This is a genomic window from Streptomyces sp. NTD91 (assembly GCF_059510455.1).
Genome location: NZ_JCAJZW010000038.1, coordinates 1 through 14,073, shown reverse-complemented (window position 1 = coordinate 14,073; position 14,073 = coordinate 1). Strand labels below are relative to the sequence as shown.

General features: G+C 72.5%; 12 protein-coding genes and 1 pseudogene. 4 read left to right on the top strand and 9 right to left on the bottom strand.

Annotation, left to right across the window (positions count from 1 at the left end):
• Positions 1–19: 19 nt before the first annotated feature.
• The 5 genes from AC5WRT_RS29725 to AC5WRT_RS29705 all read right to left on the bottom strand — a co-directional run bounded on the left by AC5WRT_RS29725 (position 20) and on the right by AC5WRT_RS29705 (position 7,193).
• A complete protein-coding gene (locus AC5WRT_RS29725) occupies positions 20–3,832 on the bottom strand; it encodes a lipopolysaccharide biosynthesis protein (protein WP_496097099.1) in 3,813 nt (1,270 codons plus the stop codon).
• Entirely contained in the window at positions 3,825–4,625 is an 801-nt protein-coding gene (locus AC5WRT_RS29720; RefSeq protein WP_496100793.1) for a polysaccharide deacetylase family protein, read from the bottom strand. The genes AC5WRT_RS29725 and AC5WRT_RS29720 overlap by 8 nt, the downstream gene beginning before the upstream one ends.
• Positions 4,618–5,607: a glycosyltransferase family 2 protein gene (locus AC5WRT_RS29715; protein WP_496097097.1), complete on the bottom strand. Its 990-nt coding sequence runs from the start codon at positions 5,605–5,607 to the stop codon at positions 4,618–4,620. The genes AC5WRT_RS29720 and AC5WRT_RS29715 overlap by 8 nt, the downstream gene beginning before the upstream one ends.
• Positions 5,604–6,425: a glycosyltransferase family 2 protein gene (locus AC5WRT_RS29710; RefSeq protein ID WP_496097096.1), complete on the bottom strand. Its 822-nt coding sequence runs from the start codon at positions 6,423–6,425 to the stop codon at positions 5,604–5,606. Before AC5WRT_RS29710 ends, AC5WRT_RS29715 begins: the two co-directional genes overlap by 4 nt.
• 369 nt (positions 6,426–6,794) lie before the next feature.
• Positions 6,795–7,193 (bottom strand): hypothetical protein, encoded by a 399-nt coding sequence (locus tag AC5WRT_RS29705; RefSeq protein ID WP_496097095.1) that lies wholly within the window; start codon positions 7,191–7,193, stop codon positions 6,795–6,797.
• Positions 7,194–7,468: 275 nt separating this feature from the next.
• On the opposite strand from AC5WRT_RS29705, the gene AC5WRT_RS29700 reads away from it, so the two are divergent.
• Positions 7,469–8,263 carry an SGNH/GDSL hydrolase family protein gene (locus AC5WRT_RS29700; protein WP_496097094.1) on the top strand — a complete coding sequence of 265 codons (795 nt, stop codon included), beginning with the start codon at positions 7,469–7,471 and terminating at the stop codon, positions 8,261–8,263.
• Between the two features lie 18 nt (positions 8,264–8,281).
• On the opposite strand, the gene AC5WRT_RS29695 is transcribed toward AC5WRT_RS29700, so the two are convergent.
• Together AC5WRT_RS29695 and AC5WRT_RS29690 are read right to left on the bottom strand one after the other, a co-directional pair.
• On the bottom strand, positions 8,282–9,913 hold the full coding sequence (locus tag AC5WRT_RS29695; RefSeq protein ID WP_496097093.1) for a serine/threonine-protein kinase: 1,632 nt from the start codon (positions 9,911–9,913) through the stop codon (positions 8,282–8,284).
• A gap of 146 nt (positions 9,914–10,059) precedes the next feature.
• The gene (locus AC5WRT_RS29690; RefSeq protein WP_496097092.1) at positions 10,060–10,212 is read right to left on the bottom strand and encodes a hypothetical protein; all 153 of its coding nucleotides are present in this window, start codon (positions 10,210–10,212) and stop codon (positions 10,060–10,062) included.
• Between the two features lie 212 nt (positions 10,213–10,424).
• On the opposite strand from AC5WRT_RS29690, the gene AC5WRT_RS29685 reads away from it, so the two are divergent.
• From AC5WRT_RS29685 to AC5WRT_RS29675, 3 genes are all read left to right on the top strand, one after another.
• Entirely contained in the window at positions 10,425–11,018 is a 594-nt protein-coding gene (locus tag AC5WRT_RS29685) for a sigma-70 family RNA polymerase sigma factor (RefSeq protein WP_496097154.1), read from the top strand.
• Positions 11,015–11,833: an anti-sigma factor gene (locus AC5WRT_RS29680; RefSeq protein WP_496097091.1), complete on the top strand. Its 819-nt coding sequence runs from the start codon at positions 11,015–11,017 to the stop codon at positions 11,831–11,833. The genes AC5WRT_RS29685 and AC5WRT_RS29680 overlap by 4 nt, the downstream gene beginning before the upstream one ends.
• A gap of 126 nt (positions 11,834–11,959) precedes the next feature.
• Positions 11,960–12,229: a hypothetical protein gene (locus AC5WRT_RS29675; protein WP_496097090.1), complete on the top strand. Its 270-nt coding sequence runs from the start codon at positions 11,960–11,962 to the stop codon at positions 12,227–12,229.
• Positions 12,230–12,315: 86 nt separating this feature from the next.
• Here the strand turns inward: AC5WRT_RS29675 and AC5WRT_RS29670 are convergent, their stop codons facing one another.
• On the bottom strand, positions 12,316–13,512 hold the full coding sequence (locus AC5WRT_RS29670) for a CaiB/BaiF CoA transferase family protein (RefSeq protein WP_496097089.1): 1,197 nt from the start codon (positions 13,510–13,512) through the stop codon (positions 12,316–12,318).
• 396 nt (positions 13,513–13,908) lie between these two features.
• Positions 13,909–14,073 (bottom strand): annotated as a pseudogene (locus tag AC5WRT_RS29665) (IS481 family transposase); the annotation flags it as partial.

Sequence of the window (14,073 nt, the reverse complement as noted above, 5' to 3'; positions counted from 1 at the left end):
CCGGCCGGGCCACCCGCCCTCACTTCATGGTCAGGAACCGCTGCACCAGTGAGCCGAGCACCACCGCCAGCAGCGGCAGCGCGAACCAGAACGAGCCCTGGAGCAGCCGCAGCCGGCGTACCCCGGACCGGACCGCGACCCGCGCGACCTCCCGTGCGGCCAGCAGCAGGATCAGGATGACGGCGGCCAGCGCGCCGACCACCGACCACGGCGTCCAGGTGATCAGCGGACCGATCGGGCCCGGGTGCGGCTGCGGTACGGCGCCGGGCGGCCGCTTGCGCAGCGCGTACACGGTGACGTCGTCGTTGACCAGGACCTTCGTCAGCTCCTGCCGGTTGTCCAGGTTCTCGATCAGCCGGGGCTCCCAGGTCGCCGAGTAGCCCGCGTCCAGCTGAAGATAGGTCACCTGGCTGCGGTTGATCATCAGATACGAGTGGCGGCCGGCGTCCTTGAGCGCCTTGACCAGGCCCGACACCAGCACCGGGTCGGTGGGGGCGAGGGTGGGCACGTAGTTCACCCGCTCCATGTCCTTCGCGCCCCACGGCATCGCCGGAGTCACGTCGTTGACCGTGTCCTGGGTCAGCCACAGCAGCCGTACGGTCGGCCTGTCGTGGGCGTACACCCAGTTCATGGCCGCGACCTCGCCGGGCCGGGTGCGCTCGAACGGCTCGTTGCCCCAGCGCGCCACCAGGAAGCCGCCGATCAGCAGCAGGCCGGCGAGCAGCGCGGCCAGCGGGGCGAGGCTCACCCGGTCCTTCGCGCGTTCCTCGGCCGTGACCCCGGCGCGCGGGAAGAGGGCGAGTGCGCCGAGCAGGGCCGCGCCCGGCACCGCGAACATGAAGACGCGCAGCGCCATCTCGCCGCCGTACGACTGCATGCCGAAGCCCAGGAACGGCACGAAGGTCAGCACCAGCAGCGAGCGTTCGCGGTAGCGGTGGAAGCGCCGCCGCCACCAGCCCCAGCAGGCGAAGGCCATGACCGAGCCGGCCAGTAGCACCCGGGTGTACAGCACCAGTTTGTGGGTGGAGTCGCCGCCCTGGATCCGGCCGGAGACGGAGGTGGAGACATTGCTGCCGACGCCGCCGACCCCGCCGAACAGGTCGTTGAAGTGCCCGGACCAGTACGGCTCGGCCATGAAGCCCACCCAGACCGCGACCAGCACCGCGAACAGCAGTGGCAGGCCGCGCAGTTCGCAGCGGCCGAGCAGGACGAGCGCGGCGAGCACGCCGAGCATCATGAAGGGCGTGAGCTGGTGCGCGGGCACGCTCGCCCCGTACAGGCCGAGCAGCAGAAGCAGCAGCACGGCCCGTTGGCGCCGGGCGGCCGGTTCCACCTCGGCCTCGCCCGGCCGGAACCTGGTCCAGATCACGCGGGGCGGGCGGAACCAGACCAGCAGGATCGCCACGAACATCAGGTACAGCAGATAGGTGAAGCCCTGCGGGGAGAAGTAGTCCTGGCCGACCCAGCCGCACAGCACGAACAGCCAGATGCCGGTCCACCTGGCCCGCCAGCTCGCCCTGAGCGACCGGGTGAGCAAGAACATCGGTGCGAGATAGGCGAGTTGGATGGCCGTCGGCCACCAGCGGATCACCTCGGTGAAGTCGGTGATCCCGCAGGCCCGGCCGACGAACGCGGCCACCGCGAAGAAGCCCGGCCAGCTCCAGCGGGCGTCCAGGTCGGGTACGGCGGACCCGGTGCGGTCGATGTAGTCGAGGAACCCCAGGTGCTGCCAGGCTGTCGGGAACCGCGGCTCTGTCTCGATCACGGCGGGCAGCGCGTGCAGCGACACGACCGTCGCGACCAGCGTGAGCAGCAGCAGTGCCCGGTGTTCCCGGCGCAGCCAGAGCAGCGCCGCGAACACGGTGACCAGCAGGGCCGCTCCGACGAGGGTCGGCAGCGGCAGCACCGAGATCAGACCCAGGCCGCCCATCCGGTCCAGGTCGGCCTCGCCGAGCCGCAGTGCGGGCACCCAGTACAGCAGCAGCGCGGCGATCAGCAGACAGCCGAGGACGACACCGGTGCGGGTGGGCGGCAGCCGCCGCACGAAGGCCGGTGCCGGTGGCTCCTCGGGCCCGGCTTCGCCCGGCACGGCAGTCTGCGCGGGCTCCGGCACGGGCGGGTCGGTCGTCCCCATGGGGTCGATCCTGCCCACCGACGCGTCCAGTTCCTCCTCGGTGAACGGTGCGTCCACCTCCGCCGCCTCCGCCTCCCGCGGCAGCCCGGTCACAGCCGGGCCCGGTGAGGCCTCGCTGCGGGGTTCTCTGCCCTCCACCGGCAGGACCGGCGTACCGGCGGGCGGGGTGCCGGGGCCCGGGCGGACGTCCGGGCGGCGTTCCACGTGGTCGAAGTCGACGTGGACGCCGAGGGCGAGGGTGTCGGAGTCGAGGGCCCAGGCCGGGCCGTGCCGGCGCGCGCGGGAGCCGGCCGGCACCTCCGGCGCACCCAGATCGGCGAGGTCGCCGTCGGGGGGCGCCGTGTCCGGTACCGCGTCCGCCGCGGTGCGGACCGTCCTGAAGAGCTTCGGTGCGGCGATCGCCGCGACCACGGCCAGGCTCCCGGCCTCGGCGATGCCCGCGCCGGTCAGCCCCATCCGGGGCAGGAGCAGCAGAGTCAGGCCCAGCACCAGCACGCACAGCAGGCCCTGCAGCCAGGCCAGTCCGGCGGTGCGGCTGCGCGCGCGCAGCACCGCGAAGTACGTCTCGATCACGACCCGCAGCACCGAGCCGACCGCGAGCCAGCGCAGCAACGGGGTCGCCGCGTGCGCGTAGCCCTGGCCGAACACGCCGAGGATCCAGGGCGCGCCGATGATCCACACGGCCGCGATCGGCAGCATGATCCGGGCCATCCGCTTCAGCGCCGCGCGGGTGTAGGCGGCCAGCCGCGCCGGGTCGTGCGAGCCCTCGACCGTGAGGGACGCGCCCATGTTGATGGCGAGGAGGTCGGTCGTGCCGCCGATGGTGGTGGCGATGTAGAAGTAGGCGTTCTCCGCCGAGCTGACCTGCGCGGCGACGATCACCGGGACGAGGTAGATCACGGCCAGCGAGAACAGCGAGCCGGTGTAGTCCCCGGCCAGGAACCGGCCGACCTGCCGCAGGGTCGGCGGATCCGCGTGGCCCTCGGTGGCCTTCGTGTGCCGGGGCACGAGACGCCGGAACACCAGCCAGCCCAGCGGCACCACCGAGGTGGCGATCGCGGCCACCCAGGAGACGAACACCCCGGTGGTCGGGACGGCGACGGCGAACGCGACGAGCAGGGCCAGCTTCACCGCCGAGAACACGGTGTTGCCGACCGGCACCCAGGTCGCGCTGCGCAGTCCGGTCAGCACGCCGTCCTGGAGGGTGAGCACGTTCCAGGCGATCACGGCCGCGACGAAGCCGAGCCCGTTGACCGTCCCGTGCAGGAAGCGGTACGACGGCCCCCAGGTGTCCAGGGTCAGCAGGAAGACGCCCGCCGCGACCGCCACGAGCAGTGAACTGCCCGCGTACGTGCGGAAGATGAGCGTGCTGGTGCGTGCCCCGGCGATGGGGATGAAGCGGGCGAGGGCACCGGTGAGGGTCACCGCCGTCAGCCCGGCGAGGAACTTCATCGCGGCGATGGCGGCCGAGCCCTGCCCGACCGCCGACTCGGAGTAGTAGCGTGCCGCGGCCAGCCAGAAGCCGAGCCCGAGGACGGCGGAGATGCCGGTGTTGAGCATCAGCGCATAGGCGTTGCGGAACAGCGGGCTGCCGCCGGGGGACCGGCCCGTGCCGGGCAGCCGCAGGCGGCGCCCGGACTTCTCGGGCGCCCCGGCACCGCTCGTCGCGGACTCGGTCGTGGTGGTCGTGTCAGACACGGGAACGCATGACCTTCCGGCGGACCTGACGGGCTCTGCGGACGAGGGCGTACCCCTTGGTGAGGGTACGGTCCCTGGCGAACGCGCGGGCGACGGAGCGGGCGTGGAGCAGCCGCTCGAACTCCTCCACGCCGGTGGAGCGCCGGACCGTGACCCGCTGCAGCGCGTACGGTCCCTGGCGGCGGCGGGCGAGTCCGTTGCCGACGGCGAGCGCCTGGGCGTACCCGCCCGCGCGCACCGCCTCGCGGACCCGGCGGTCGGAGTAGCCGTACGGGTAGGCGAACGACGCTGGGCGGGCGCCGAGTTCAGCCATCACGATCTCGGTGCAGCGGGTCAGCTCGGTGCGCAGCGCGACGTCGTCGAGCTGGTCGAGCTGCGGGTGGGTGTGGCTGTGGCCGCCGATCTCGATGCCGGCGGCCGCCAGTTCGCGCACCTGCCGCCAGTCGAGCATGGTGTCCAGGGCGCCCCCGGTGTCGTACGCGCCCCTGATCCAGCCGGTGGAGACGAACAGGGTGGCCGGGAAGCCGTGCTTTTCGAGGACGGGCAGCGCGTGCCGGTGGACGCCCGCGTAGCCGTCGTCGAAGGTGATCAGCACCGGCCTGGTGGGCAGCGGGCGGCCGGAGCGCCAGCGGGCCGCGAGATCGGCGGTGCTCACCGGGGTCAGGCCCAGGTCGCCGATGAGCGCCATCTGCTCGGCGAACGCCTCCGGCGCGACCGACAGGACCCGGGTGGCGTCGTTGGGTGCGGTGGCGACGGAGTGGTACATGAGGATGGGCACGGGGCCGTCAGCCATGGATGTCCTCCTCGATCGGCGCCACCGAGAACGTCGTACCGCATCGCCGCGCCCGCACACTGCCCACCACGTAGCCGCCGGCCGCGGCGAGCACGCCGGCGACGATCGCGCTCGCGCGGCCCGCGCCGCCACGCCGGGCCAGCAGGGCGTCTCGCAGGCCACGAGCGACCCCTGCGGGCAGGACCCGGGTGGTGTACCGGCGTTCGGACTCCAGGCCCTTGCCCGCGCCGACGCTCCGCGCGACCAGCGCCTTGGACAGGCCCTCGGCGTAGGTGCGGGTGCGGAAGTAGGCGAAGTGCTCGCGGGGTTCGGGGACCCGGTGGTGGATCACCGCGCGGTCGTCGACGAGCAGGACGGCGTCGGGGCGGGCGCGGGTCAGGCGGATGCACAGCTCCGTCTCCTCGCAGCCGAGCGGGCGACGGTCGCCGTCGCGGCCGATGCCGGTGGCGAAGCCGCCCGCCGCATCGAACGCCGTACGCCGGAAGGAGGCGTTCCCGCCGAGCACGTTGCGGACGCGGACCCGGCCCGGGGGCAGGCCCTTGTAGGTGCAGCCCACCACCCAGTCGAACTCCTCCGGGAACCAGGCCGGTCGTCGGCCCGACGACCAGACGGGCTCCGTACGGCCGCCGACCGCCATGACGCGCGGGTCGGCATAGCCCTCGGCGAAGTGACGCAGCCAGTCCCGCTCGGCCACGGCGTCGTCGTCGAGGAAGGCGATGACCTCGCCGTGGGAGGCGGCGATGCCGGTGTTGCGGCCGGCGGACAGGCCGCGCGGGCCCGCGTTGGGCAGCACCCGGACACCCTCGGTCTCCTTGTACTCGCGCTCCAGCCGGTCTCTCAGGGCCGGGTTGTGGTCCACGACCAGGAGCGTCTCCAGCGCCGCGTACGACTGCGCGCGCACCGAGGAGACCGCCGCGAGGATGTCCTCCCAGCGGTCGTCGGTGTACACGCAGATCACGACGGAGATGCCGGGACCTCTCAAGACACCTCTCCCCGGACCGTGTCGAGCATCGGCGAGTGGCGTTCCTGGCGGCGCAGTTCGCGCCGGTTGGAGCGTTCCTTGAGGATGACCTTGAGCACCCGGAACCCGTCGCGCACGGCCCGCAGGTTGCTGGTGCCGTGGATGCGCAGGTACTCGTGGCTCGGGATCTCCTGGACCTTCAGGCCGGCCTTGACCACTCTGATGTTCATCAGCGTCTCGACCTCGAAGCCGGTGCAGTCGAGGTCGATCTTGTCCAGGCAGTGCCGCCAGAACGCGTTGTAGCCGTAGCACAGGTCGGTGTAGCGGGCGCCGAACTTGCGGTTGACGACGGTGCACAGCGCCCAGTTGCCGAGCTTGCGGACGAAGGTCATGTCGTCGGTGCCGCCGCCGTTGGCGAAGCGCGAGCCCTTGGCGAAGTCGGCGCCGGAGACCAGCGCGGAGACGTAGCTGACGATCTCGCCGCCGTCGGCCGAGCCGTCCGCGTCGACCATCACGATGATGTCGCCGCTGCACGCCTCGAACCCGGTGATCAGGGCATCCCCCTTGCCCCGGCCGCGCTGTTCGACGACCTTGACGTCCGGCCACAGGGAGCGGGCCACGTCGACAGTGCCGTCCGTGGAGTTGCCGTCCACGAGAACGACTTCGTGTATCCAGCCGGGGAGCGTCTTGAAGACGTAGGGCAGATTCTCCGCCTCGTTCATGGCGGGAATGACCACGCTCACCGGCGGAGTGATCGCCAGGTGGGAGGAGATCGGCCGGTAGTGCGCGGCGATTGAAGGATCTCGGCCGAAACTCGGCGGGCGCAGGACGGAACTCATGAGTCTTTTCCCTCTCGTCCGGTGGGCCACCCACCCCCGGGCGGCCCGGATCTGTGTCCGGTTCGAAAGGGGGGTTCTCATCTTCGGCGCGGTGACATGGTCTCCGCGCACACGGATGAGCTGGCAAAGCTGGCCGGCCCGCCGGAGAAGAACGGCAGCCGGTCGCGCGGCACGACTCGGTAACGCTTGCGGTCACCGAGCACGGCACCCCCCTACCGCGCCCCGCGCCGGTGGACGCCGCGGCCCCCGAGCCCTCCCCTGGTGCCGTGTGCCGACGTGCCGATGCGGGTGAGATGTATGACGGTATTGACGATTGAACCGTATAGGCAACCCCTGAGGGGCTGACTCACAGTTTTGTTGGTTTGGCCGTTACACAACCTTGGCCGGTGTTGCTCGGCTATGTGTGCGTTTTCCGGAAAGTCGTTCCCGGACCACGACGACCAGCAGAAGCAACACGCTCAGCACGGTCACCGCGACCACCCCGCCGCGCACCGACCAACGGTGGAGCGCGAGCATGCCCTGGGCAACCAGCATGTCGACGACGACCGAGCCCGCAAGCGCGCACAGTGCCCGGGCGAAGGGATCCAGCCCGCGCAGCGCCGCGGCGAGCGCCACGGCCGGCGCGGCCAGCAGGAAGAACAGGGTGCACGGGCCGCGCAGCCTGGACGTGGAATCGGTGAGGGCGAGCAGCGCGCCGAACCCCGCGAGAGCGGTCGCGGCCCCCGCGAGCAGCGGCAATGAAGATGTCTTGATGCGTATGGTCTGCATGGGCGACTTTGCCCCCCGACGCGCCGGATGCCGGGCTTCAATGTGACCCAACCCCGGGGAGGGCGTCAAGACGGGCAGCCCGCCTTCGAACATGCGTGCCACACCGCCGTGATGACATGACGTCAAACCGTATTGGCATGTACGCGCAATAGATGAGCCGTGAACGTTTCGCGTCGATCCTGTTGAGACCATAAGAGTTTTGGCATGGACACTTCCCGTCAACACGCGTAGTTGCTACCACAGTTATGGCAGAGATCATGCTAAAGGGAGGTTCCATGAGACGTTCCCGACTTACCGGATTCGTGACCTCGCTCCTCCTCGCCGCCGGCCTGGGTCTCACCGGGACCGGTCACGCGACGGCCGCGACCGGCGGCTATGTGGCCCTCGGCGACTCCTACTCCTCCGGGGTCGGCGCGGGCAGCTACATCAGCTCCAGCGGCAGTTGCGACCGCAGCACCCAGGCGTATCCGTACCTGTGGAACGCCGCGCACGGCCCGTCCTCGTTCGCCTTCAACGCCTGCTCGGGCGCCACGACGGACGACGTCATGGCGAACCAGCTCGGCTCTCTGAACTCCTCCACCTCACTGGTGTCCATCACCATCGGCGGCAACGACGCGGGCTTCTCCGACGTCATGACGACCTGTGTGCTCCAGTCCGACAGCGACTGCCTCGCCAGGATCGCCACCGCCGAGGCGTACGTCGACTCCACGCTCCCCGGCAAGCTGGACACCGTCTACAACGCGATCAGCGTCAAGGCCCCGAGCGCCCGAGTGGTCGTCCTCAGCTATCCCCGCTTCTACCTGCTCGGCCAGACGTGCCTCGGGCTCTCCGACACCAAGCGGTCCGCGATCAACGGCGCCTCCGACTACATCGACGCCGCCATCCAGAAGCGCGCCCAGGCCCACGGCTTCGTCTTCGGAGACGTGCGCACCGCCTTCTCCACCCACGAGATCTGCTCCGGCAGCTCCTGGCTGCACAGCGTCAACTGGCTCAACATCAGCGAGTCGTACCACCCCACCGCGGCCGGCCAGTCGGGCGGTTATCTGCCGGTGCTCACGAACAACGCCTGACCCGAACGGCCTCGCCCCTCAGGGTGAACTCTCCGGCGGGCCCGAGGCCGAGGCGGAGGCCCCGTCCGACGGGGTCTCCGTCGGCGTCGGCGTCGTGCAGTCCACGGAGAACGGAACCGTGTTCGACGTCGTCTGCACGGGGGCACGCACCTTCACCCAGATCTGCTCCCCGCTCGACCCGCCGCCCTGGTGCACCGTCAGCGTCACCCGCACCTGCCGGGTCCGCTCGCCGCCGTCCGGGAAGGACAGCGTGTGCCATCCCGGGTCGGAGACCGATCCCCGTGTCGTCACCCAGCGGTACTCCACCTGCGCCGGCAGCCGCCCGACCGTGAACGTCGCCGTGAACGAGGCCGTCTGCGCGGCCGGTGGCGGACAGCTCCCGGAGTACGTGGTGTGCACGCCCGCCACCGTGACCCGCACGGACTGCTCCGGCTGCGTGCTCGACGGCCCGCTGCCGCCCGCGGCCGAGGGCGTTCCCGCGGCCGAGTGCGTGCCGCCGTGCGTGGCCGGCGTCCGCACGCCGCCGCTCGTCCGGCCGGCACCGCCCGCGCTCCCCTGGCCGCCGCCGTTGTCGTGGTTCAGCAGCGCGTACGTCAGCCCCGCCAGCGCCAGGACGAGCACCAGCAGGCCCGTCACCAGCACCGCGCCCGTGCGACGGCGCTCGGGCCCGCCCGACGCCGTGGTGCCGGACCGAGGCAGCGGTGGGGTGGGGGAGGGCGACGGTTCCCGGTACGGCTGCCGGTGCTGCGCGCTGACGGTCGGGGTGCCGTACGGGGGCAGCGCCGTCGTGGCCGCCCGGGGCGCTGCTCCCCCGGAGGGGACGCCTCCGGCCGCGACGATCCGCAGGTCGTGCTCCACCCGCTCGGCGTCCGGGCGCTCGGCCGGATCCTTGCGCAACAGCCCCTCGATGACGCCGGCGAGCAGCCCGGCCCGGCGCGGCGGCGGCAACTCCTCGTCCACCACGGCACGCAGGGTGCTGAGCGGGGTGTCGTACCGGAACGGCGAGACACCCTCCACCGCCGCGTACAGCAGCACACCCAGCGACCACAGGTCCGACTCGGGACCCGGCGTTCGCCCCAACGCCCGCTCCGGCGCGAGGAATTCCGGCGAGCCGATCACCTCGCCGGTCATGGTCAGCGCGGAGCTTCCCTCCACCGAGGCGATCCCGAAGTCGGTCAGCACCACCCGGCCGTCGTCGGCGAGCAGCACGTTGGCCGGCTTCACGTCCCGGTGCAGCACCCCGGCGGCGTGCGCGGCGCGCAGCGCGGACAGCACCTCGGCACCGATGTGCGCGGCCCGCTGCGGCGTGAGTGGGCCCTCCGCCTCCAGCAGGTCGGCGAGCGACAGCCCGCGCACCAACTCCATCACGATCCACGGCCGGCCGTCCTCCACGGCCACGTCGTACACCGTGACCACGTTCCGGTCGGCGACCCGGGCCGCCGCCCACGCCTCACGCTCCAGGCGGGCGTACATCCGCTCCACGCCGGATGCCGGCAGCCCGGCCGGGGCCCGCACCTCCTTGACGGCCACCTCGCGGTGCAGCACCTCGTCCCGGGCGCGCCACACGGTGCCCATGCCGCCCTCGCCCAGCGGCGAGAGCAGACGGTAGCGGCCCGCGACCACACGTTCGCGGCCGGGCTCTTCGGTCACGGTCGCCCCCCAGACAAGTCGCGCGGAACCCTCAAAGTAGCTCAGCCGAGCACGGATACGGCCCCCCGCGACCCGATCCGGCGCCCAGGGCCACGACGACGTGAGCGGCACCGGCCGGCGCACCGCGAGGGGCCGGGCCCTGCCGGTCAAGAGGGCTCCGCGGCCGAGGAGTCGTACTCCCGCCGACGCCGGACGGCGGCGGCGAACCGCCGCAGTGCTGCGACACGCGGATCGGACCCGGGCCCCGTGTCACCGCCGCTCCGGCCGTCCTTCTCGGTTTCCTGGCTGCGCGCGTCCATGCCGTCTCCTGCGTCCGTCGGCCGTGTGGGAGGCGCGGCCCGCCGTGGGGGAGGGGGAAGTACGGGCCGCGCCGGTCCGGGGTGGGGCGGAGAGGTCTTCGGAGCCGGCCGCCGTGCGGATTGGCCGGCCGGAGAAAAACTTTCCGGCCCCTGCGACCCGCGTTTTCGGACCGCGGATCCGTATCACCCGCGGGAGGTGTGCGTTCGTGCGGATGCGTGGAGTGCGCGGAAGGGCCGGCTGCGGTCACGGAGAGGCGGCCGGCGTACGGGCGGACGAGCTGCTGATGCTCGTCGCGGGGGGCGACCAACGGGCGTTCGAGGACCTGTACGCACTGGTGTCCGGCCCCGTGTACGGACTCGTACGGCGGGTGGTGCGCGACGCCGCCCAGTCCGAGGAGGTCGCCCAGGAGGTCCTGCTCGAGACCTGGCGGCAGGCCGCCCGGTACGACCCCGGCCGGGGCAGCGCGCTGTCCTGGATCCTCACCCTCGCCCACCGCCGCGCCGTCGACCGGGTGCGCAGTGCCCGCGCGGCCGGAGAACGCGAGCAGCGGGAGGCCCTGCGTGCCGGGGAGCCCCCCTTCGACCAGGTCGCCGAGGAGGTCGAGGCCGGCATGGAACGCGAGTGGGTGCGCCGCTGCCTGCGCCGGCTCACGGACCTGCAACGCCAGTCCGTGACCCTCGCCTACTACGACGGCTACACCTACCGTGAGGTCGCCGAGCGGCTCTCGCTGCCGCTCGGCACGGTCAAGACGCGCATGCGCGACGGGCTCACCCGGCTCCGCGAGTGCCTGGGAGGTGCCGTATGAGCGTCCTCGGCGGGCTGCTGCGCCGCGAGGGCCCGCACTCCCTCGCCGCGCCCTACGCCCTCGACGCCCTCGAACCGGCCGAGCGGCGCCGGTTCGTGAAACACCTGCGGGGCTGCGACCGCTGCACGGCCGAGGTGCGGGAACTGGCCGAGGACGCGGTGCGTCTCGCCTGGTCCACCGCGGCCCACGCGCCCCCGGCGCTGCGCGACCGGGTGCTGGCCGCCGTACGCACCACCCCGCAGGAGCGGGGCCGGACGCCCACACCGGAGCCCACACCCCGGCTGCCGCCGTACGTCTGGGGCACCCGGCCCCCGCCGGGACGCACCCGTACGCCCCGCACGCGCCCCCTGTTCGTGCCGCTCGCCACGGCGACCGCGGCGGCGGCCCTCGTCGTCGCCTCGCTCTTCGCCGTGCAGGCCCGGCGCACCGAGGGCCGGCTGGACGTGGAGCGGTCGCGGGCACGTGAGATCGCCCACGTTCTGGCCGCGCCCGACGCCCGCGCGACCACCAGCGAGGACGCCCGGGGCCGCGGTATCGGAGTGATCGCTTCCGCTGCGGAGGGCGAGGCCGTCGTCACCCTCAGCGGCTACGACACCCCGCCTGCCGGCCGCGTCCACCAGCTCTGGCTCATGCGCCCCCGTGCGCAACCGCGCTCCCTCGGGCTCTTCGCGGGCGACACGCCCTTGGTCGCGAAAGGTCTCGAGACCTCCTCGACGTCACTCGCCGTGACCGTCGAGCCTGACGGGGGCTCAGCACGGCCCACTGGCCAGCCCATTGTCCAACTCGCCCTGAAACCGGTCGGATTCGGAGAGTAGTCAAAGGCGGATGGTCAACCTCCTTGCAGGGAAGGTGAATCCTGTGGCCGAGATACACGCGTGCCCCCCTGGGGCGATAGGGTTACTCTGCCCGGGCCGGGTGGACTCGTACGGGTGGGGAGTGACATGGAGCAGATAACAGTGCGCAGCAGGGCCAGGGTCCCTGCGATCACCTGCGGGAGCAGCGCGACCAGTTCGCGTCTCGACCGCCATCTGTCGGTGCTGGCGGGCCCCGCCGTACCGCAGCGGGAGACGGCCGAGGCGACCTCGCTGATGCGCGAGCTGACGGCGCGTGACACCGCACACCAGCGCAGCGACCGGGGCAGGCGGGTCAGCCGTGTCTCCCTGTTCGCACCACTGCGCCGGCTGCGCCGCTCGCTGTTCGGCGGTCACTGAGCGGGTACCGAACCGCTCGTCGGCCGCCCCGAGCCACCCTCGACCTGGCAGGCGGCCGTCCCCCGGCCCGTCCGGAAGACCGGCGCTCAGGCCGCCGCACCGTCCCGGCGCATCGCTGCGATCTCGTCGTCCGTCATCCCCACGGCACGCAGCAGGGCCCGGGTGTGCTGCCCGAGCGCCGGCACCTCACCCATCCGCGCCTGGTCCCCGCCCGGCAGCGTGATGGGAGGCAGCAGCGCCTTCAGCGGCCCGACCGGCGAACCCACCTCGCGCCACCGCTCCCGGGCCGCGAGCTGTGGGTGCGCGGCCAGCTCGGGCAGGTCCCGCAGCCGGGCGCAGGCGATGCCCGCCTTCTCCAGCCGGGCCAGCGCCTCCTCGGTGCCCAGCACGCCGAGCGCCCGCGCCACCAGCGCATCCGTCTTCTCCCGGTTCGCAACCCGTGCCGTGTTCGTCGCGCAGGCCGGGTCCGTCCCCAATTCCGGGCGTCGTATGACCTGTTCGGTCAGCCGCCGCCACTCCCGGTCGTTCTGCACCGACACCAGCACGCGCCCGCCGTCCGCCGTCGCATAGGCGTCGTACGGCGCGATGACGGCGTGTGCCAGGCCGGTGCGCGCCGGTGGCTCACCCCCGTGCATCGTGTGGTGCAGCGGATGCCCCAGCCACTCGGCGAGCGACTCCAGCATCGACACCTCCACCGGCCCGCCCCGCCCGGTCGTCCCGCGCCGCACGAGGGCCGCCAGGACGCCCGAGAACGCGTACATGGCCGCCGCGATGTCCGCAGCCGGGATACCCGCCTTCACCGGCTGCTCCGGCGTCCCGGTCACCGACACGAGCCCCGCCTCGCACTGCACGAGCATGTCGTACGCCCGCTTGTCCGCGTACGGCCCCGAGGAGCCGTATCCGGAGATGTCCACGGCGATCAGCCGCGGATGGGCCGCGCACAGCGTGGCCGCGTCGAGCCCGAGTCGGGCCGCCGCCCCGTGCGCGAGGTTCTGCACGAACACGTCCGCGTCCGCGACGAGCCGCCGTACGGCCTCAAGGCCGCGCGGATCCTTGAGGTCCAGGGCGATGGACTCCTTGCCGCGGTTGCACCACACGAAGTGCGAGGCGAGACCGCGGGCCGCCGTGTCGTACCCGCGCGCGAAGTCGCCGCCGTCGACCCGCTCCACCTTGATGACCCGGGCGCCCAGATCGGCGAGCTGCCGCGTCGCGAAGGGCGCGGACACGGCCTGTTCGACGGCGACGACGGTGACGCCCGCGAGGGGCAGGGGCTGCTGTTCCATGACCGGATCATGGCCCGTGACCGGTGGTCCTGTCAGCAGCCCCGGGGCTGGGACGCGGGTGATGGCGCCCACGTCGCCGGGCCGCGCAGATCGAGATCAGGCGCATGATGCCCGTCCGGGATCCCTGCCGGACCCGCCGGGCCAAGGACGCCGAGGACGTCGCCCGGCTGGAGGCCGCCCTCGAACGGCCCGAGGGCCCGTCTGCCCATTCCCGTCTGCCGCGCGACGCCGTGCACGCTCCCCCACTGCCTGGGCGGCGTGGGAGGTGCCCCCACTCGTCGCACCGGTCCCGGAGCGGGGACGTCCGGTACGAGGGCCTGGAGCCGGCACGCCGGGAGCACGCACCTGACGCCGCGCGGCCGCCCTTCGGGCAACGACGCGAATGGTCGGACAGCCCTAGGTGTATTGCCCTGTGAGGTTGGGGACGCGGCTGGCGGGTGGTTGGCCTTTCAGCGCGGTGTGTCCGCGGTGGTGATTGTGGGTGTGCAGCCAGTCGGGGAAGGCGTCGCGTCGTTCCTGTTCTGAGCGGTAGGGGCGGGCGTAGGCCCATTCGTCGAGCAT